The sequence below is a fragment of the Erwinia magellanica genome, assembly GCF_039023495.1.
Classification (GTDB): Bacteria; Pseudomonadota; Gammaproteobacteria; order Enterobacterales; family Enterobacteriaceae; genus Erwinia.
Genome location: NZ_JBCHVC010000004.1, coordinates 212,576 through 232,497, shown reverse-complemented (window position 1 = coordinate 232,497; position 19,922 = coordinate 212,576). Strand labels below are relative to the sequence as shown.

The 19,922-nt window shown below is 57.7% G+C and carries 15 protein-coding genes; 10 read left to right on the top strand and 5 right to left on the bottom strand.

Going from position 1 to position 19,922, the window contains the following annotated elements:
• Nucleotides 1–4: 4 nt before the first annotated feature.
• Entirely contained in the window at nucleotides 5–1,882 is a 1,878-nt protein-coding gene (locus AAH450_RS15530) for an amidohydrolase (protein WP_342911005.1), read from the bottom strand.
• Between the two features lie 326 nt (nucleotides 1,883–2,208).
• On the opposite strand from AAH450_RS15530, the gene AAH450_RS15525 reads away from it, so the two are divergent.
• The 5 genes from AAH450_RS15525 to AAH450_RS15505 all read left to right on the top strand — a co-directional run bounded on the left by AAH450_RS15525 (nucleotide 2,209) and on the right by AAH450_RS15505 (nucleotide 9,435).
• Nucleotides 2,209–2,895 (top strand): hydrolase, encoded by a 687-nt coding sequence (locus tag AAH450_RS15525; protein ID WP_342911004.1) that lies wholly within the window; start codon nucleotides 2,209–2,211, stop codon nucleotides 2,893–2,895.
• Between the two features lie 62 nt (nucleotides 2,896–2,957).
• Nucleotides 2,958–3,191: a DUF1427 family protein gene (locus AAH450_RS15520; protein ID WP_342911003.1), complete on the top strand. Its 234-nt coding sequence runs from the start codon at nucleotides 2,958–2,960 to the stop codon at nucleotides 3,189–3,191.
• A 1-nt stretch (nucleotide 3,192) separates the two neighbouring features.
• Nucleotides 3,193–3,444: a XapX domain-containing protein gene (locus AAH450_RS15515; protein ID WP_318789211.1), complete on the top strand. Its 252-nt coding sequence runs from the start codon at nucleotides 3,193–3,195 to the stop codon at nucleotides 3,442–3,444.
• Nucleotides 3,445–3,481: 37 nt separating this feature from the next.
• Nucleotides 3,482–3,868, top strand: coding sequence for a response regulator transcription factor (locus AAH450_RS15510; RefSeq protein WP_342911002.1), 387 nt, complete (start codon nucleotides 3,482–3,484; stop codon nucleotides 3,866–3,868).
• Nucleotides 3,865–9,435 carry an AAA family ATPase gene (locus tag AAH450_RS15505; protein ID WP_342911001.1) on the top strand — a complete coding sequence of 1,857 codons (5,571 nt, stop codon included), beginning with the start codon at nucleotides 3,865–3,867 and terminating at the stop codon, nucleotides 9,433–9,435. Before AAH450_RS15510 ends, AAH450_RS15505 begins: the two co-directional genes overlap by 4 nt.
• 43 nt (nucleotides 9,436–9,478) lie before the next feature.
• Here AAH450_RS15505 and AAH450_RS15500 read toward each other — a convergent pair whose 3' ends face one another.
• A complete protein-coding gene (locus tag AAH450_RS15500; protein ID WP_342911000.1) occupies nucleotides 9,479–10,099 on the bottom strand; it encodes a response regulator transcription factor in 621 nt (206 codons plus the stop codon).
• Between the two features lie 304 nt (nucleotides 10,100–10,403).
• On the opposite strand from AAH450_RS15500, the gene kdpF reads away from it, so the two are divergent.
• Genes kdpF through kdpD form a run of 5 tightly spaced genes read left to right on the top strand, consistent with a single transcriptional unit; the run spans nucleotide 10,404 to nucleotide 17,512 of the window.
• On the top strand, nucleotides 10,404–10,493 hold the full coding sequence (gene kdpF, locus AAH450_RS15495) for a K(+)-transporting ATPase subunit F (RefSeq protein ID WP_342910999.1): 90 nt from the start codon (nucleotides 10,404–10,406) through the stop codon (nucleotides 10,491–10,493).
• Complete coding sequence (gene kdpA / locus AAH450_RS15490) at nucleotides 10,493–12,178, top strand: potassium-transporting ATPase subunit KdpA (protein ID WP_342910998.1); 1,686 nt, start codon at nucleotides 10,493–10,495, stop codon at nucleotides 12,176–12,178. Before kdpF ends, kdpA begins: the two co-directional genes overlap by 1 nt.
• Nucleotides 12,179–12,196: 18 nt before the next feature.
• The gene (kdpB, locus tag AAH450_RS15485; protein WP_342910997.1) at nucleotides 12,197–14,245 is read left to right on the top strand and encodes a potassium-transporting ATPase subunit KdpB; all 2,049 of its coding nucleotides are present in this window, start codon (nucleotides 12,197–12,199) and stop codon (nucleotides 14,243–14,245) included.
• A gap of 11 nt (nucleotides 14,246–14,256) precedes the next feature.
• Nucleotides 14,257–14,826: a potassium-transporting ATPase subunit KdpC gene (gene kdpC, locus AAH450_RS15480; protein ID WP_342910996.1), complete on the top strand. Its 570-nt coding sequence runs from the start codon at nucleotides 14,257–14,259 to the stop codon at nucleotides 14,824–14,826.
• 19 nt (nucleotides 14,827–14,845) lie between these two features.
• Nucleotides 14,846–17,512 carry a two-component system sensor histidine kinase KdpD gene (gene kdpD, locus AAH450_RS15475; protein ID WP_342910995.1) on the top strand — a complete coding sequence of 889 codons (2,667 nt, stop codon included), beginning with the start codon at nucleotides 14,846–14,848 and terminating at the stop codon, nucleotides 17,510–17,512.
• A gap of 200 nt (nucleotides 17,513–17,712) precedes the next feature.
• Here kdpD and AAH450_RS15470 read toward each other — a convergent pair whose 3' ends face one another.
• The 3 genes from AAH450_RS15470 to AAH450_RS15460 all read right to left on the bottom strand — a co-directional run bounded on the left by AAH450_RS15470 (nucleotide 17,713) and on the right by AAH450_RS15460 (nucleotide 19,896).
• Nucleotides 17,713–17,934 (bottom strand): YdgH/BhsA/McbA-like domain containing protein, encoded by a 222-nt coding sequence (locus AAH450_RS15470; RefSeq protein WP_318789220.1) that lies wholly within the window; start codon nucleotides 17,932–17,934, stop codon nucleotides 17,713–17,715.
• Nucleotides 17,935–18,052: 118 nt separating this feature from the next.
• Nucleotides 18,053–18,658, bottom strand: a complete 606-nt coding sequence (locus tag AAH450_RS15465) for an alpha/beta hydrolase (RefSeq protein WP_342910994.1) — start codon at nucleotides 18,656–18,658, stop codon at nucleotides 18,053–18,055.
• Nucleotides 18,659–18,774: 116 nt separating this feature from the next.
• On the bottom strand, nucleotides 18,775–19,896 hold the full coding sequence (locus tag AAH450_RS15460; RefSeq protein ID WP_342910993.1) for an ABC transporter ATP-binding protein: 1,122 nt from the start codon (nucleotides 19,894–19,896) through the stop codon (nucleotides 18,775–18,777).
• Between the last annotated feature and the right edge of the window lie 26 nt (nucleotides 19,897–19,922).

The window sequence follows — 19,922 nt, the reverse complement described above, 5'->3', positions numbered from 1 at the left end:
CATATCAGAACGCAAAGCAGCTACAGCCGAGCGCGCCCCAGAAGGCGTTATCTTCGGCAACCGGAACGTTAGCGCCACGGGCGATATCGTGCGAATGGCTGTGCACGCCACACGGCCCGCTGCAATGGTGAGCCTGCTGCATCATCCCCACGCGAGCGTTTGCCTGCGGCGGTGCGCTACGATAGTGTCCCGGCACCTTGACTACCGGCGACCAGTCGGGCAGCACTGGCAGCGATGGCGGAGCTTCGGCGCTAAAGGAGCCGGCGGCATAGACCACTTTGCCATCCACTACAGTCAGGACAGACTCAATTCCTTTGATCTCTTCTTCCGGCACGCTGAAGTAATCTTTGCTCAGCACCACCATATCTGCGAGCTGGCCCGCTTTAATCTGCCCTTTTTTGCCCTGTTCGCTGGAGAACCAGGCGCTTCCCTGGGTCCAGAGCATCAGCGCCGTTTCGCGATCGAGCCGTGCGTTAACGTCATACATCTGCATGCCGCCCACGGTCCGGCCAGAAACCAGCCAGTAAAGTGCGGTCCAGGGGTTATAGCTCGCGACTCGCGTGGCGTCAGTTCCCAGCCCTACCGGCACGCCGCTTTCCAGCATTTTCGCTACCGGTGGCGTATGCCGCGTGGCTTCAATACCGTAGCGCTCGGCAAAGTATTCACCCTGGAAGGCCATACGGTGCTGAACCGCAATGCCGCCGCCAAGCTCTTTGATGCGGTCAATATTGCGCTGCGTGACCGTTTCCGCATGGTCGAAGAACCAGTGCAGGCCGTTGAAGGGGATCTCACGGTTCACTTTTTCAAAGACATCCAGCATGCGGCTGATGGACTCATCGTAGGTGGCATGCAGGCGGAAAGGCCAGCGGTGCTCAACCAGATGGCGCACCACGCGCTCCAGCTCATCTTCCATACCGGGAGCCAGATCGGGACGGGGTTCCAGGAAATCTTCAAAGTCAGCAGCCGAGAAGACCAGCATCTCTCCGGCGCCGTTATGGCGGAAGTAATCGGTTCCCTGACCCGGCGAGAGCATATCCGTCCATTTTTCGAAATCTTCCAGTTCATGGCCGGGACGCTGGGTAAAGAGGTTATAGGCGATGCGTAAAGTCATCTGCTTCTTCTCATGCAGCTCCGCAATGACTTCATAATCTTCGGGGTAGTTCTGGAAGCCACCACCGGCGTCAATGGCGCTGGTCAGCCCCAGACGGTTCAGTTCGCGCATAAACTGGCGGGTGGAGTTGACCTGCAATTCCAGAGGCAGTTTCGGGCCTTTCGCCAGCGTGGAGTAGAGGATCATCGCATTCGGACGGGCAATCAGCATGCCGGTAGGGTTACCGTTACTGTCACGCTGGATCTCGCCACCCGGTGGGTTCGGCGTATCTTTGGTGTAGCCCACCACTCTGAGCGCGGCGCGGTTAAGCAGGGCGCGGTCATACAGATGCAGGATAAAGACCGGCGTATCTGGCGCGGCTTCGTTGATCTCGTCCAGCGTAGGCAAACGGCGCTCGGCAAACTGGAATTCGGTCCAGCCGCCAACCACTCTTACCCACTGTGGGTTGGGGGTGCGCAGCGCCTGCTCTTTCAACATTCTTAAGGCATCAGCCAGCGAAGGGACGCCTTCCCAGCGCAGTTCAAGATTGTAATTCAGGCCGCCGCGGATCAGATGGAGGTGGGAGTCGTTAAGGCCGGGAACGGCAGTATGTCCGTTGAGATTGATTAATTTGGTGCCTTCCTCGTGGTACTGCATCACTTCAGCAAGGCTGCCGACGGCGAGAAATTTACCGTCGTGGATGGCCGCGGCTTCCGCTACGGGGTTTTCGCGGTCAACCGTATGAAATTTACCGTTCGTGAAAATAAGATCCGCTTTACCGGGCGTGACCATAAAACCTCCTGAATGTTGATGAACGAAAAGGCTGAGGCCACGGAACGCGCCGTCACGTGAAACGTCAGGCCTGCTACAGGCGGAAGTATGGTGAGAGGAAGGGAGCAGCGTCTAGTTATACAAACGGATAGGTATACCAACGTATAGTTATACACAGAGATAATAGTTAGCCCTGAAAAACCCTCTTACAATTTGCTCAGACAGTGACGACAGGCCCCGGCCGTCAGGGGGCCGCTACACGCCTCTCCTGACCTGAACACTGTCACGCCAATCGGGAACAGCAACGCCCCGGACACTCAGTCACCTAAACCTTAATGGGCATTTTCATGACTAACTCCAAACTTGAAGTACTGACGCCTCATAACAGCCAGATGATTTTCATCGACCAGCAGCCTCAGATGGCGTTTGGCGTTCAGTCAATCGACCGCCAGGTTCTGAAAAACAACACCGTGGCACTGGCTAAAGCGGCGAAAGTTTTCAACATTCCTACCATCATCACAACCGTGGAAACCGAGAGCTTCTCAGGCCATACCTACCCAGAGCTGCTGGATGTTTTCCCGAATCTGGACATCCTGGAACGCACCTCAATGAACTCCTGGGATGACCAGAAGGTGCGCGATGCCCTGGCGGCAAACGGCAAGAAAAAAGTTGTGGTTTCAGGCCTTTGGACAGAAGTCTGCAACAACAGCTTCGCTCTGTGTGCCATGCTGGAAGGCGGTTACGAAATCTATATGGTGGCTGATGCGTCAGGCGGCACCACCAAAGAAGCGCATGATTACGCTATGCAGCGTATGATCCAGGCGGGCGTGATCCCGGTAACCTGGCAGCAGGTTATGCTGGAGTGGCAGCGTGACTGGGCGCACAAAGATACCTACAACGCAGTGATGGATATTGCCAAAGAGCACTCTGGTGCTTACGGCATCGGCGTGGATTATGCCTACACCATGGTGCACAAAGCGCCATCACGTCAGAAGAGCGAACACCGTACGCTGGCTCCGGTTCCGGCTCGCTAATTTCGCCAGGCGGGCTGGCATCAATATGCCGGCCCGCCCTGACTGATGACAGGAGAGTCACCATGAGTCCTTTACTGATATCTTTGGGGGCTGGCGTGCTGATCGGGCTGGTCTATGCGCTGCTTAATGTTCGCTCTCCGGCACCCCCTGCCGTAGCCCTTGTGGGCCTGCTGGGCATGATTATTGGCGGTCAGTTAAGTCTGCAATTTTCCCACAAAGAGGTTGCCGCACAGCACACCCTTTCTCTGAGCACAGAGAAGGCCCTCCCGACGGCTTCAGGTAAAAAGGCGGTCTGACATGCTGAAATCCTACGCCATTGCATTACTGACCGGCATTCTGGCTGGCGTCATTTACTCCCTGATTGAAGTGAACTCGCCGGCACCGCCCGTGATTGCTCTGCTGGGGCTGTTTGGTATGCTGGTTGGAGAACAACTCATCCCTTTACTGAAAAGAGTGATTAAACGTGAGCCGGTGACGCTCGCCTGGTTCCGCCATGAGTGCGTGCCAAAAATCAGCGGTACGCCACCGCCTTCCGGCGACAAGCCTTGATAAGGAAGCCCGCATAAGCCGGGGTAAGGATAACAGCATGAAGCCGCCCCAGTGCATTGTGATCGTTGATGATGAACGTTCGGTCCGCAGTGGACTGAGTAATCTGCTCCAGTCTGAAGGCTATGCAACCCAGGTTTTCGACTCTGCCGAGGCATTACTGGCTGAGGATCGCCTGCTGGCGGAGGCGGCCTTTTTTATCATTGATATCAACCTGAAAGGCATAAGTGGTTTCGAGCTTTTTATTGAGCTTACCCGCCGGAAGGAGAACCCGCAGGTGATCCTGATTTCCGGCCAGGGGGATGAAAGCATGCTCTGGTACGCCATCAGCCTGGGCGCGCTGGCTTTTTTACGCAAGCCCATTGATATCGATACCTTGTTCGGACATATTCATAACGAATTCAGCTCAAGAGATACGCCACCATGAGCACAACGCCTCTGGCTCTTCGGGGATCTGAAAGTGATGAGTTCACCTTACCGGCAGAGTTTATCGTAACGCCGCTGGTGCAGGCAGGCCATGCGGAATGGCTGTTTTGCCGGAATCCCTCAGGCGGCGAGAGCTGGATGCTGGCGACGGCGACCCGTGAAGAGCGGGTGGTTCAGGCCACGCAATTGCTGAAAAATGAGTTCCTGCTGCGCGAGAACCTCAGTGCAAAATGGGCAATTAAGCCGGTTGCTCATACCCTTTATCAGGGAAAATACGCGCTGGTTTATCCCACTTTCTCTTACCGGACGCTGGCCGACTTCCTGAGCCTGGGGCCGCAGTCTCTTTATGACTTCCTTAACAGCGCGGTGATGATCTGTTCAGCGCTGAGCCAGATGCACCAACAGGGTATTGTGCATGGTGATATCAAACCCTCGAATTTTTTCCTCCATGAAGAGGGCACGTTTCGGCTGGGGGGTTTTGGTCTGGCCTGGCTGCAAACCGGGGCGCTGCTACCGACGCGCCTGCCTACAACAGGCGGAACGCTGGCCTATATGTCGCCAGAGCACACCTCGCGCACGGCGCATCAGGTCACCAGCCAGAGCGATCTCTACAGCCTGGGTATCGTGTTATATGAGCTGCTGACCGGCAAACTGCCGTTCGGCACACCGGAAGGGAGCCATGCAGAGTGGGTTCACCATCACATCGCTTCACAAGCGCCTTCTCCGCAATTGCTGCGTGCTGAAGTACCGGTTGCTCTCTCTTCGCTGATTTTACGGCTGCTGGCGAAATCGCCCGATAAACGTTACCAGACGGCAGAAGGGGTGCTGGCCGATCTTCGCCGCTGCCTTTCCACGCTGACTCCGCAGGGCGAGATCGGGACATTTACCCTGGGCCTACAGGATACCCGGCAAAACGGCTTTGGCTCAGAGAAGCTCTATACCGATCATCCCCAGGCAGCAGAGATCTTGCAGGCTTTTGATAAGGTCAGCAGCAGTGGAACGCACAGTCTGGTTATCATCAGCGGTGCGCCGGGCAGTGGAAAGTCAGCGCTGATCGCCTCTGCATTAAAAAAGCTGCAACAGAAAAATGTCCTTCTGACGATGGTGAAGGCCGATCGCCACTCTCCCGTCTTACCCTACGGCATTCTTATCGCGGCTTTCCGCTCGCTGGTGCTCAATTTGCTTGGGCTGGCGGCTACGGATGTGGCGCGCTGGCGTACCCACTTTACCCGTCTTTTAGGTGATTACGCCGGGCTGGCGGTACATTTCATCCCGGAGCTTGGTATCCTGCTGAACAGGAAGGCTCGCCTGCCGACTGACGCCAACTCGCTGGACGCCAGGGATCGGTTCAACAATATGGCCAGCAGTATGATTAAGGCGCTGGCCAATCCGGGCAGGCCTCTGGTTATTCTTATTGACGATCTGCACTGGGCCGATCAGGCCAGCTTGCCGCTGCTCCAGCATCTCCTGAGCCTGGATGAAGCTATTCCGCTGATGGTGGTGGTGGCGCACCGGGATCGGACCTCGCTACCTTGCCCGTTAATTGCTGCGCATCTCACCCGCTTGCGGACATCGGTCTCCCGAAGTGTGGATATCTCTCCAGACCCGCTTTCGGTAAAAAAGATCGCTGGCTGGCTGGCCGGTCTCTTCCATGTTCGTCCCGTGCTGGCAAACGATCTGGCCCAGGTGATCCGTGAAAAGACCGGCGGCAATCCGCTGTTTACCGGTGAATTTGTACGACAGGCCGTGGAGGATCGCCTGATCGGCCAGCCCCACACATCCGGGAAGTGGCACTACGATCTGGAGGCGATAAAAGCCTGTCAGTACACGGAAAATGTGGCCAGCAGAGTGCTGCAACAGCTGGAAACCATTCCGGTTAACACCCGAAAGCTGCTGGGGCATGTAGCCTGCCTGGGCGGGTCGGGTGAACTCCTGTTATCTGCAACCGTGCTGAACCTGTCGGTAGAGAAGCTGAAAACCGATCTTTCCCCTGCCGTGGCCGCGCAACTCATCACGCTGACGGCGCACACTTTCGCCTTTACCCATGACCGCGTGCAGGAAGCGGTCCTGAACCTGCTCCAGAGCGCGGAGAAAGATGCCCTGCATTTTCGTGCAGCTAACCGGCTGGTGGCGCTGGCCGAGGGCGAGGCGAGTACCGACTCGCTTTTCAGGGCGATCTACCATATCGCCTGCGTGCAAAATAGCGCCCTGATCCGCCCGGAAGCAGCCAGATATCGCGCGCTGATCCTGCTGGCTACGCGGCAGGCAAAAAATACCGGCGATTACGTCTCTGCGCTGCGCTTTTTACAAACGGCCCATCTTCTCGGCGAGAAGATGGCACCTGAAGAGCACTTTACCTTTCTGCTTGAGGAGGCCGAGTGTGAATTTTTGCTGGGAAACCTGTCCACAGCGCTTGGGCTGTGTGAAAGAGTGCTGCATGCACCGGGTAAACTCACGGATAAGGCGGTAGCCGCCTGTCTGCTGGCGGAAATTCATATGCGTCAGTCTGATAATCAGCTTGCGCTGGAAACGGCAATCGCCTGGCTGGCGGTGTTTGGCATTCATCTTAACCGCTTTCCGGATAAAGAAGAGTGCGATGTGGCCAGAATCAAACTGAAAGAACAGGTGGGGAAAAATCCCTATACCCGCTTCAGATCGCTACCGTTGATGGCCAGCAGGGAAACCGAAGCGGTGATGAACCTGATGGCCAGCGCCAGCATGTTTGCCACCTTTGTCAGTCCTCGACTGCACTTTATGATTATCTGCAAAATGCTGCACCTGACCATGGATCAGGGCATCACTGGCGCTTCCACCTTTGCGCTCTCCTGGTACGGTGTGCTGTGTGGCGATCACTATGATGAATACAGCCGCGGTTTTGCCAGCACGCTGCTGGCAAGGGAGCTGGTTTATCAGCACGATTTCACCAGCTTCAAGGCCCGGACGCTGCTGCCGCTGGACCAGGTTAGCATCTGGACCATGCCGGTGACCTATACCATTGAGTGCGCCAAAGCCACGTTTGATGCCGCCGTAGCCAATGGCGACCGCACCTCCGCCTGCCTGGCTTTGCGGCATCTGGTGATGAATTATCTGACGCGGGGCGATCATCTTGAAGGGGTGCAGACCTCGATCGATCGGGGACTGGCGTTTGTTCGCAAAGCTCAGTATCACGACGTGGAGGTGATTTTGCAGATGCAGCGGGACTATGTCTGTTTCCTGCGTAATCCCACCGAACTGCCGTTTTCTGGAAAAGGGTTCAGCGCGACTGCTTTGCAGCATTACGCTCCGGAAACCGCCGCAGCGCCCATCATCCTGATGCAGTTCTGGTACTGGGTCTATAAAGGGATGGCCTGTTTTTTTGCCGGGGAATATCGCTGTGCCAGCCATTGTTTTGAGCAGGCCGCTCCGCTGACGGAAAATATTCCGGGCCATATCCACAAGCTGGATTTTCACTTCTACAGCGCGCTGGCCTGCACCCTGACCCTGACGCCGGAGAGTTGGAACGCCGCCACGCGGCAAAAAGTCAGCCGCCATTATGACAAAATCCTCACCTGGTCGGTGGAGAATGCCAAAACCTTTGCCGACAAAGCGGCGCTGGTTCAGGCGGAAATTGAGCGTCTGGAGGGAAATGTGGCGCGTGCCGCTGAGCAGTACGAAGTGGCGATAGCGCTGTCACGCGAAGGGCAATTTACCCATATCAACGCGCTGGCGCACGAGCTGGCTGCCAGCTTCGCCTCCTCATGCGGCCTCTCTGTTGCCGCAGACGCCTATATGAAAGGGGCGATGGCCGGCTGGGAGCGGTGGGGGGCAAAAGCAAAAGTTCGCCAGCTCGAACTGCGCCACCCGGCGCTGGTCGCCCCTGCCGCCCATTCACCGTTCACTACTGTCTCCTTTGACCAGAGTGCCGCCATCGGTGATTTGCAAAGCGTGGTAACTGCCGTGCGCGCCCTGACGGAGGAGATTAACCTGGACCGGCTGATCAATATCCTGATGATGATGCTGCTGGAAAGAGCCGGGGCGCAGCATTGTCTGCTGATACGGTTAATTGACGGGACGGTGCCGGAAATTGAAGCGAGAGCAGAAACCACGGCAGAGGGTATTCGGGTAAGAATGGTGAAAGAGACGCCTGTTGCCACAGACCTGCCGCTCTCGGTGCTTACCGCCGTTATCCGCACGGGGCAGGAAATCCGTACCGTTAAGCCTGAAATTTTCAGCCCCTTCAGTCAGGACCCCTACCTGGTTGCTTCCGGCGCGGCGGTGATGTGCGTACCGATGTTCAGGCAGGCGCAGATGGTAGGCGTGCTCTATCTGGAAAATCGTTTGATGCCTGACGTCTTCACCGCAGAGCATTCCCGAATTGTATCCATGCTGGGCGCGCAGGCGGCAGTGTCGCTGGAAACCGTCAGGCTTTACGCTGAACTGCTGGAGGAGAACAAGCAGCGCAGGCACGTAGAGAAACAGCTGCGCGCCAGCCAGACTTCGCTGATGCTGGGCGAAAAAATCAGTCATACCGGCACCTGGCACTGGCATCTGGAAAAGGACCTGATGCTGGTCTCTGATGAGTACCGGCATATTCTGGGGCTGCCTGAGGATCTGACGGCGTTTTCCATGGCTGAGTTCCTGACGCGGGTGCATCCTGACGATCATCCCTGTATCCATGCGCTGGTGGAGGAGAGCGTGCGTAAAGGCGTCAGCATGCAGGCTGAGTTCAGGGTTCTGCGACCGGATGGAGAGTGCCGCTATATCAAGGGAATAGGGGATCCTGTGGAAAGCTGGCCGGAGGCTGAAGAATATTTTGGCACTATCGCCGATATCACCGAGCAGCGCCGTTCTGAAGATGCGGCGCGGCTGGCCCAGGCGGATCTTGCTCGCGTGTCACGGGCCACCACCGTGGGGCAGCTGACAGCCTCAATAGCTCATGAAATTAATCAGCCGCTGATGTCGATAGTGGCCAATGCCGGGGCGAGCCTGCGCTGGCTGAAAAAAGATCCCGTGCATCTGGATAAAGCGTGCAGCAGCCTGGATGAAATACTCAGCGAAGGAAAACGCGCCGGAGAAATTATCCGTGGACTACAGGCGTTGACCCGCAAGCACGATCCTGTATTTACCCGCGCTAACCTGCATTTGATTGCCCGCGATATTCTGTCGCTCTCCCGCATGGAGCTGGAGAGAAGAGGGATTTCGCTGGAGCTTAATCTGACCGCCACGCATCCAGAGATATTCTGCGACCGGGTTCAGATCCAGCAGGTGCTGCTTAATCTTGTGGTGAACGCCATTGATGCCATGAGCGAGAACGCAGAGCGCTGCCGTATTCTGACTTTTGCCTCTTCCAACCCCACGCCGGAAACGCTGCTGTTTGAAGTGCGTGACACCGGTACAGGCCTTAATGAAGAGGTGCAGCATCGGCTGTTTGACTCCTTCTATACCACCAAGAAAGAGGGCATGGGAATGGGGCTGACCATCTGTAGTGAGATCATCAAAAAACATGCCGGTGAGCTGAAAGCGAAAAACAGGCCTGGCCTGGGGAGCGTTTTCTGGTTCACGCTTCCTGCCGAACCGCTGGCGGAGTGAGTGGTTGTATCAGCGTCGTCTGACGCTGACTGCCTTGATCCGCTCAGCGCGACCGGGAAATAAGGAGGTTCAGCCTGTCGGCAATTCTGACCAGGTCGGAGAGCGAGCGAACTTTCATCTTCTCCATCACCCTGCGCTTATGCACTTTGGCGGTAATCTCACTGATGCCCATCTCTGCGGCAATTTGTTTATTGAGCAGCCCGCCGATCGCCAGCAGCATCACCTCACTCTCTCTGGGCGTCAGCGTCTGATGACGGGTGGTCATCTCCAGTTTATCGGAGGAGACCTCAAGGTTCTTTTCAGAGAGCTGGATAGCTTCAGAAACTGCCTGTAACACTCTTTCAGGCTCTGCGGGCTTGGTGAGAAACTCGTAAGCCCCCGCCTTCATCGCCTTAACCGTAACCGGAATCGAGCCGAATCCGGTTAAAAATATTGTGGGAATGGCATACCCGCGCGTAGCCAGCGCCTGCGTCACGTCAAAACCATCTGCGCCCGGCATATTAATGTCGAGTATCAGGCAGCAGGGCTGCTGGTAAGCAGGATGGGCAAGAAAACATTGGGGAGATGAGAAGGGTACAACGGCATAATTTTCTGAACTCAGCAGGTTGCTGAGTGCGGCGATTACGGATTCGTCATCATCCACTACATACACAATGTGATTCATAATGGGTCTCATCTCCAGCCTGCCGTCAGCGCGCTGCATTTGCACGGGTGTAAGCGATTACATTTCACGGTGCAGAGCGGGTTAACAGGAGCAGGGTCTGACAGGGATAACCGATATTATCATAATAATTATCATTAGCAGCAACTATCCCAACAATCAAAAACAAATCGCTAACTCATTGAGTGTTAATGTTTCATCCCGGTCATTTTTATACAATTTTTACAGCCCACCCCCGCATTTTTACATCAACTTTGCAGCGGACCCGCAACAATAACGCCATCTGAAAGCGCCCCGGAGGTGTGTTGTGAGTATCGCCCTGCTAACCGGCATTGTGCTGGTGTTCCTGTTGCTGATCTACCTGGTTTATGCCCTGATAAATGCGGAGGGCTTCTGATGGCCGCCAGCGCATTTCTTCTGATCGCCACCTATCTGGCACTGTTAATGCTCCTGGCTCGTCCGCTGGGTGCCGGGCTGGTCCGCCTGATTGAAGACCAGCCTTTACCCGGATTTGCCCGCTTTGAGCGCCTTCTCTGGCAGGCCAGCGGCGTGGAGACTCAGCCAATGGCGTGGCAGCGCTATCTGCTGGCGATCCTGCTGTTCAACCTCGTCGGCTTTGTGCTGCTGATGAGCCTGTTGATGGCTCAGGGCAGCCTGCCTTTCAATCCACAGCAGCTCCCCGGCCTGAAGTGGGATCTGGCGCTGAATACCGCTATCAGCTTTGTCACCAACACCAACTGGCAGGCCTATGCCGGTGAGAGCACGCTCAGCTATCTCAGTCAGATGGCGGGGCTGACGGTGCAAAACTTCCTCTCTGCCGCCACCGGAATTGCCGTGGCGTTTGCGCTGATCCGGGGCTTTGCTAATCGCTCCCTGGGAACGCTGGGCAACGCCTGGCGCGATCTTACCCGTATTACGCTCTACGTCCTGCTGCCGCTCTCTCTGGTGATTGCCCTGTTTTTTGTCAGCCAGGGAAGCTTACAAAACCTCAACGGCTACCTTGATCTGACCACGCTGGAAGGGGCCAGGCAGACGCTGCCGATGGGGCCGGTGGCCTCTCAGGAAGCGATCAAGATGCTGGGCACCAACGGCGGCGGCTTCTTTAACGTTAACTCGGCGCATCCGTTTGAAAACCCCACTGCCCTGAGCAATTTTGTGCAGATGCTGGCGATCTTTTTGATCCCGGCGGCGCTCTGCTTCGCTTTTGGCGACGTGGTGAAAGATCGTCGTCAGGGCCACGCGCTGCTCTGGGCGATGTCGATCATGTTCGTGATGGCGGTCACGGTGGTGATGTGGGCGGAAGTAAACGGCAACCCGCACTTCCTCACGCTGGGTGCAGAGAGCGCCAGCAATATGGAGGGCAAGGAGACCCGCTTCGGTATCCTCAATTCAAGCCTGTTTGCCGTGATCACCACGGCGGCCTCGTGCGGGGCCGTCAATGCGATGCATGACTCCTTCACCGCGCTGGGCGGCATGGTGCCGATGTGGCTGATGCAGATTGGTGAAGTGGTGTTTGGCGGCGTGGGTGCCGGCCTGTACGGCATGTTGCTGTTTGTGTTGCTGGCGGTGTTTATTGCCGGGTTGATGATCGGTCGCACCCCGGAATATCTCGGCAAGAAAATCGACGTCCGGGAGATGAAGATGACCGCGCTGGCAATCCTGGTCACGCCCACGCTGGTGCTGCTGGGGAGTGCGCTGGCGATGATGACCGGCGCAGGAGGCAGCGCGATGGCGAATCCGGGCATACATGGCTTCAGTGAGGTGCTCTATGCGGTGTCGTCAGCCGCCAACAACAACGGCAGCGCCTTTGCGGGCCTGAGTGCTAACACGCCGTTCTGGAACCTGCTGCTGGCCTTCTGCATGCTGGTGGGTCGCTTCGGCATCATTCTTCCGGTGCTGGCAATTGCTGGTTCGCTGGCGCAGAAAAACGTGCAGCCAGCAGGCAACGGCACGCTGCCGACGCATGGCGCGCTGTTTATCGCCCTGCTGATCGGCACCGTGCTGCTGGTGGGCGCACTGACGTTTATCCCTGCACTGGCTCTGGGGCCGGTTGCGGAACATTTGCAGATGGTCGGTCATTAATCGCCGGAGAGAAGAATCATGAGTCGTAATCAACAGGCGCTGTTTGACGGTGCGCTGATGCGTGTCGCCCTGAGTGACGCCCTGAAAAAAATGAGTCCCCGCGTGCAGTTCCGTAACCCGGTGATGTTTGTGGTATGGCTCGGCAGTGTGCTGACCACGCTGCTGGCGCTGGCGATGCTGGCAGGAAAAACGCCGGGTAACGCCATGTTTACCGGAGCGATTTCGCTCTGGCTGTGGTTCACCGTGCTGTTTGCCAATTTTGCCGAAGCGCTGGCAGAAGGACGCAGCAAGGCGCAGGCCAACAGCCTGAAAGGCATCCAGAAAACCAGCTATGCCAAAAAGATGAGCACGCCGAAATATGGTTCTGCGCATCAACAGGTGGCGGCAGATTCCCTGCGCAAGGGCGATGTGGTGCTGGTGGAAGCGGGGGACATCATTCCCTGCGATGGGGAAGTGCTGGAGGGCGGCGCCTCGGTGGACGAAAGTGCCATCACCGGCGAGTCTGCGCCGGTTATCCGTGAGTCTGGCGGCGACTTCGCTTCGGTCACTGGCGGCACGCGCATCCTTTCGGACTGGCTGGTGGTGCAGTGCAGCGTAAACCCTGGCGAAACGTTTCTCGACCGGATGATTGCGATGGTGGAAGGCGCAACCCGCCGCAAAACGCCTAATGAAATCGCGCTGACTATCCTGCTGGTGGCGCTGACCATTGTCTTTCTGCTGGCGACCGCAACCCTCTATCCCTTTACGGTATGGGGCGGTAACCCGGTGAGCATCACCGTGCTGGTGGCGCTGCTGGTCTGCCTGATCCCGACCACCATTGGCGGCCTGCTGTCCGCCATTGGCGTGGCGGGGATGAGCCGCATGCTGGCGGCTAACGTGATTGCCACCAGCGGGCGTGCCGTGGAAGCGGCAGGGGATGTGGATGTGCTGATGCTCGACAAAACCGGCACCATCACCCTTGGGAACCGGCAGGCCACACAGTTTATGCCTGCGCCGGGCGTGACGGAAGAGCAGCTGGCTGATGCTGCCCAGCTCGCCTCGCTGGCGGATGAAACGCCGGAAGGGCGCAGTATTGTGGTGCTGGCTAAACAGAAATTTAACCTGCGCGAGCGCGATCTCAACAGCATGGGGGCGACCTTTATCCCCTTCTCGGCGCAAACGCGGATGAGCGGCGTCAACGTGCAGAACCGGATGGTGCGTAAAGGGGCGGTGGATGCGGTTCGTCGTCATACAGAGAGCAGCGGCGGCGAATTTCCTTCTGCGGTCAATAAACTGGTGGAAGAGGTGGCTCGTGGCGGGGGAACGCCGCTGGTGGTCAGTGAAGGGGCAAAAGTGCTGGGCGTGGTGGCGCTGAAAGATATCGTTAAGGGCGGCATCAAAGAGCGCTTTGCCGAGCTGCGCAAAATGGGGATCAAAACCATCATGATCACCGGCGACAATCCGCTCACCGCTGCCGCCATCGCTGCCGAGGCAGGGGTGGATGACTTCCTTTCAGAAGCGACACCGGAAGCGAAGCTGGCGCTGATCCGCCAGTACCAGGCTGAGGGCCGACTGGTGGCGATGACCGGAGACGGCACAAATGATGCGCCAGCGCTGGCGCAGGCTGATGTAGCCGTAGCGATGAATTCCGGCACTCAGGCGGCCAAAGAGGCGGGAAATATGGTGGATCTCGATTCAAACCCGACCAAACTGCTGGAAGTTGTGCATATCGGTAAGCAGATGCTGATGACCCGTGGCTCGCTGACTACTTTCAGCATCGCCAACGACGTCGCCAAATATTTTGCCATCATTCCGGCGGCATTTGCCGTGACTTATCCGCAGCTTAACGCCCTGAACATTATGAAGTTGCACTCGCCAGATTCCGCCATTCTCTCGGCGGTTATCTTTAACGCTTTGGTGATTGTGTTTCTGATCCCGCTGGCGCTACGCGGCGTCAGCTATCGTCCGCTGAGTGCCGCCGCGCTACTGCGTCGCAACCTGTGGATTTACGGTGTTGGTGGTCTGCTGGTGCCGTTTGTCGGCATTAAGTTAATCGATATGTTGCTGACCGTGACCGGTTGGTTTTAAGGAGTAGTATCATGAGTCAATTGCGCCCTGCGGTGATTTTACTGCTGTTACTAACGCTCATCACCGGACTGCTTTATCCTTTACTCACCACGCTGCTGGCGCAGTGGTGGTTTCCCGTACAGGCGAACGGTTCTTTGCTGCAAAATGCAGGTAAAGTGCAGGGATCGGCGCTGATTGGACAGAATTTTACCGCCCCTGACTATTTTTGGGGGCGTCCTTCCGCTACCGCCGCCACACCCTATAATCCGGCGGCTTCATCAGGAAGTAACCTGGCTGGCAGCAATCCGGCGCTGGATGAGGCCGTTAAGCAGCGGATAGCCGCCTTACGCCAGGCTAATCCGCAGGCAGACGCGGCGGTGCCGGTCGATCTGGTGACCGCTTCCGGCAGCGGGCTTGACCCGCAAATCTCGCCTGAAGCCGCTTACTGGCAGGCTCCTCGCGTTGCGGCTGCCAGAAAGATGCCTGCCGAAGAGGTGAAGCGACTGATAGAAGAGAACACCTTTGTGCCGTTCCCCGGATTTATTGGCGAGCCAGCCGTGAACGTGCTGAAACTGAACCTGGCGCTGGATGCAGTGCAGTAGCTGATAACAGGAAGTGCTCATGAATGATGAACTGCCGCGCCCCGATCCGGACGCGCTGCTGCTGCAAGCCAGGGAAAGTGGCCGTGGCAAGCTGAAAATTTATTTTGGCGCCTGTGCCGGAGTAGGTAAAACCTGGGCGATGCTCCAGGAGGCGCGTCGGCTGCGTATGCAGGGGCTGGAGGTGCTGGTAGGCGTGGTAGAGACGCATGGCCGCGAGGAGACGGCTGCGCTGCTGGAAGGGTTAACCATACTGCCGCGCCGGGCGACGGGGCAGAACCGCCATCCGGAATTCGATCTGGATGGCGCCCTGGCCCGCCACCCGGCGGTGATCCTGATGGATGAGCTGGCGCACAGCAACGCGCCAGGTTCCCGGCACCCTAAACGCTGGCAGGATATTGACGAACTGCTGGATGCCGGTATGGACGTGATGACCACCATCAACGTGCAGCATCTGGAGAGCCTGAACGACGTGGTTGGCGGCGTCACCGGCATCCGCGTACGGGAAACCGTGCCGGACCCCTTTTTTGATGCGGCCGATGAAGTGGTGCTGGTGGATTTGCCCGCCGACGACCTGCGCCAGCGGCTGAAGGAGGGCAAGGTCTACATTGGCGACCGGGCCGAGCGCGCCATTGAGAATTTCTTCCGCAAGGGCAACCTGTTTGCGCTGCGTGAGCTGGCGCTGCGCCGTACCGCAGATCGCGTTGACGATCAGATGCGGGCCTGGCGAGACAGCCAGGGGCGGGAGAAAGTCTGGCACACGCGCGACGCAATCCTGCTCTGCATTGGCGATAACAGCGGCAGCGAAAAGCTGGTGCGAACGGCTGCCCGCCTCGCCGCCCGACTCGACTGCGTCTGGCATGCGGTGTATGTGGAAACGCCGCGACTGCACCGCCTTTCTGAAGCCAAACGCCGGGGAATTTTGCGCACTCTGCAACTGGCGCAGGATCTTGGGGCAGAGACCGCCACGCTCTCCGACCCGGATGAGGCGAACGCCGTGGTGCGCTATGCCAGGGAAAATAACCTTGGCAAGATCCTGCTCGGCCACCGGCCTGTGCGGCCCTGGCGGCGGCACAGCTTTGCCGAACGGCTGGGTAAACTTGGGCCGGAACTGGATCGGGTGATTGTGGCGCTGGACGATCTTCCTTCTCCTTCCACCACCACGCTCTCTGATGCGCGTCCGTTAAATGAGAAGTGGCGTCTTCCCTTGCGGGGATCGCTTGCTGCACTCCTTTCCTGTGCGCTGGTGACGTTGGCGGGGCGCTGGCTGCTGCCCGGCGTTGACTCCGTTAACCTGGTGATGGTCTACCTGCTGGCCGTGGTAGTGGTGGCGCTGCGCTATGGCCGCTGGCCTTCCGTGGTGGCGACCCTGCTGAATATTGTCGCGTTTGACCTGGTGTTTGTGATGCCTACCGGCACCATTGCGGTCTCTGATGTGCAGTATCTGGTGACGTTTGGCGTGATGCTGGCGGTGGGCGTGATTGTCGGTAATCTTACCGCTGGCGTGCGCTATCAGGCCAGAGTGGCGCGGCACCGTGAACAGCGCGCCCGCCGCCTGTATGAAATGGCGAAAACCCTGAGCCGCGCGCTCAGCCAGCAGGATATTGCTCAGGCCCTGCCGAACGGCCTCGGATTGCAGGCGAGGAGCGAGCTGTTATTGCCGGATGAAAAAGGGGAGCTGGTGGCGGTGGGTGAGTCGCGTCTCAGTACGGTGCCGGACAGAGCGATTGCCCGCTGGAGCTTTGATAAAGGGCAGCCTGCGGGGGCGGGAACCGATACGCTGCCGGGCGTGCCCTGGCAGATCCTGCCGCTGAAAAGCGGCAACCAGACGCTGGGGCTGCTGGTGCTGGAACCGCTCAACCTGCGGCAACTGATGATCCCGGAGCAGCAGCGGCTGGTTGAAACCTTTACGGTGCTGATTGCCAATGCGCTGGAGCGTATCGCTCTCAGCCAGCGTGAAGCGGTGGCTCGCCTGGCTGCCGAGCGTGAACAGCTGCGAAACGCGCTGCTTTCTGCCCTCTCGCACGATCTGCGAACGCCGCTGACGGTGTTGTTCGGTCAGGCGGAAATCCTCACCTTAGATCTGGCCAGTGAAGGCTCGCCCCATGCTGTACAGGCCAGCGCCATGCGGGAGCAGACGCTGAACACCATCCGGCTGGTCAACAATCTGCTGGATATGGCGCGGCTACAGTCAGGCGGGTTCAGCCTGCGTGCCGAATGGATGGCGATTGATGAGCTGATAGGCAGCACCCTGAAAATGATGGCCCCTTCGCTGGGCGCCAGGGAAATTAACCTGTCGCTACCGGATGAGATGCTGCTGATTTACGTCGATGGGCCACTGATGGAAAGGGTGCTGACCAACCTGCTGGAAAACGCGCTGAAATATGCCGGGCCAGAGGCGCAGATTGGCATCCGTGTGGCTTTCTCCCCGGCAGCCTGGCTGACGCTGGAAGTGTGGGACAGCGGGCCGGGCATTCCCCGTGGGCTGGAAACGCAGATTTTTGAGAAGTTTTTACGGGGAGAAAAAGAGTCGGCCATACCTGGCGTGGGGCTTGGTCTGGCCATTTGTCAGGCTGTTGTAACGCTGCACCAGGGCAAGATCCGTGCAGAGAATCGTCCTGAAGGCGGTGCCAGTTTCGTGATTACGCTGCCGATGCAAACACCGCCGGTCATTGAAGAGTATCAGTAGCCCTGGCACGGGCAGGCTGACTCTGAATCGACAGCGTGAAGCGGGCAGGCTAAATATCAAGCGACAGGGTGAAACAGGGTAGGAGAGTGCAGGCGATATCAGGCCGGATGCCGGGTATGGCTGGCTGGAGAAGCCAGGGACAAAAACAAAAAAGGCCGCCCTTGGGCAGCCTCTTCTGGCACTTCCTTATGCAACCATCCTTATTTGTACAGTTCAGCGGTCATGTACACGCCGTTGTCTGCACGTGCGCTGGTGATTTTATAAGAATCAGCGCCGGATGCTTTAGCCTGTGCCGCGATTTGCGCTTCTGCGCTGTCAAGGGTAGAGCCTTGTGCAGAGATGCTCTGGGCAGCGAAGCTACCGAAAGAGACCAGTGACAGGGCAGCAAGAGCGGCAACAGACAATGTTTTGATAGTTTTCATGGTTAAAATCCTTCTTTATGGTTTGCTTGTGAAGAGTGTGTCTCTTCGATGGCAGTGATAATAACCCATGAAACTATTAGCAACTTAACAATAAATGCGATCCAGATCACACTTTTTTTCAGGCTGAGAGGCAGCTGCTGATAAATTTCGCCGCCGAACGCGCGCCCTGTGCGGATATCGTATGGCCTGTGGAGGGGTCAAACTGCGTACTGACGGTCACGCCAGCTGCCGCCAGCGCCTTCGCCGCCGTTTCGCTTTCGCTGAAGGGGATCACGCTGTCCGCCATGCCATGGATAAGGATCACCGGTGTGGATGTCGCCGGGTGATAAGGCGTTGGCGAGGCCAGCCTGCCAGAGAAAGCAACCAGTCCGGCCACCGGCCAGCGTCCGGAGATGACCGCATCCAGGCCCATAATCGACCCTTGCGAAAAGCCCACCAGCACGACTTTATGCAGCTGCTCCTGCATCTGATGCTCTGCAAGGATGGCGTTGAGCTGCTGGTCAAAGGCTTCTCGTGCCGCCTCCACGCGCGCCGGACGATTATCAGGCGTAACGCCAGCCAGGCTGAACCACTGGTAGCCCGGCCCGTGGTCAAACCGGTAAGGGGCGTTGGGGCTGAAGAACGCCACATCGGGCAGGTCGCTGGCCCAGTGAGCGCCGAGACCGGCCAGATCCTCGCCGTTGCTGCCAACGCCATGCAGTAAAATAACCAATCCTTGTGCCATATAAGCCTCATTTCAGGGGAAGAGTCCGTCACCGGCTGCTGTTATCATCATAAGGCTACACGGTTTTTGCGGATTATTACCCCGAGCCTGTCATAAATTGCTCAGTCAGGAATAAATCAGAGCCGTTTCCCGCTGCCGGCATCAAACAGATGTATTTTCTCACTGTTGACAGCCAGTGACAGCGGCTGCTCCGGCCGGACATCAACGCGACCCGTAAACTGGACATGCAGTGGGTAGCCCTGCCAGTCAACGTGCAGCAGGCTCGATTCACCGGTGATTTCCACCAGCCGGACACGGGCCTCCGGCAGCGGCGGTGCCATAACAGGTGCCGATGCAGAAGCAGGATCTGCAACATGAGCAGCGGCTAACAGAAAATCCTGCGCCCTGATCCCTACCAGTACCGGTCGGGTACCCTGCTGAGCCGCCGCTTGATGCCAGTGGGCAGGCAGCGCAAACCACAGTCCGTTGCACCGAACGCCAGGCACGCCTGCACGGCTTTCAGGCAGCCCTTCCAGCAGGTTCATCGGCGGAGAACCAATAAAACGGGCGACAAAGGTATCGACCGGACGATCGTAGATCTCCAGCGGTTTGCCCTGCTGAACGATCACGCCGTCACGCATCACCACAATCTGGTCGGCCAGCGTCATCGCTTCGACCTGGTCGTGGGTGACATAGACCATGGTGGTCTTAAACCGCTGATGCAGCGCTTTGATCTCTGCCCGCAGCTCCATACGCAGCTGGGCATCCAGGTTTGACAGCGGTTCGTCAAACAGAAAAACCTGGGGGTTACGAACCATGGCGCGGCCCATCGCCACCCGCTGACGTTGCCCACCGGAGAGCGCGCGCGGGAAGCGGTTCAGCAGTTTACTGATGCCGAGGATCTCCGCCACGCGGGAAATTTTGCTCTCCTGCTCTTCACGTTTAACCCGCTTCACTTTCATATGAAAACCCAGATTCTCCGCCACGGTGAGGTGGGGATAAAGCGCATAGCTCTGGAACACCATGGCGATATCACGATCCGCAGGATCGAGATCGTTAATCTGTTTGTTATCCAGCAGGATCGATCCCGCCGAGAGGGTATCTAACCCCGCCAGCAGGCGCAGCAGCGTAGATTTCCCACAGCCGGAGGGGCCAACCAGCACGGTAAAGCTGCCGTCGGGAATGGTGAGATCCAGCGGGTGGAGCACCGTTTGTTTAGCGTAACGCTTAGCGACCTTAACCAGTTCAACACGAGCCATAATTCAGTAATTCCCCAAAAAGTGGT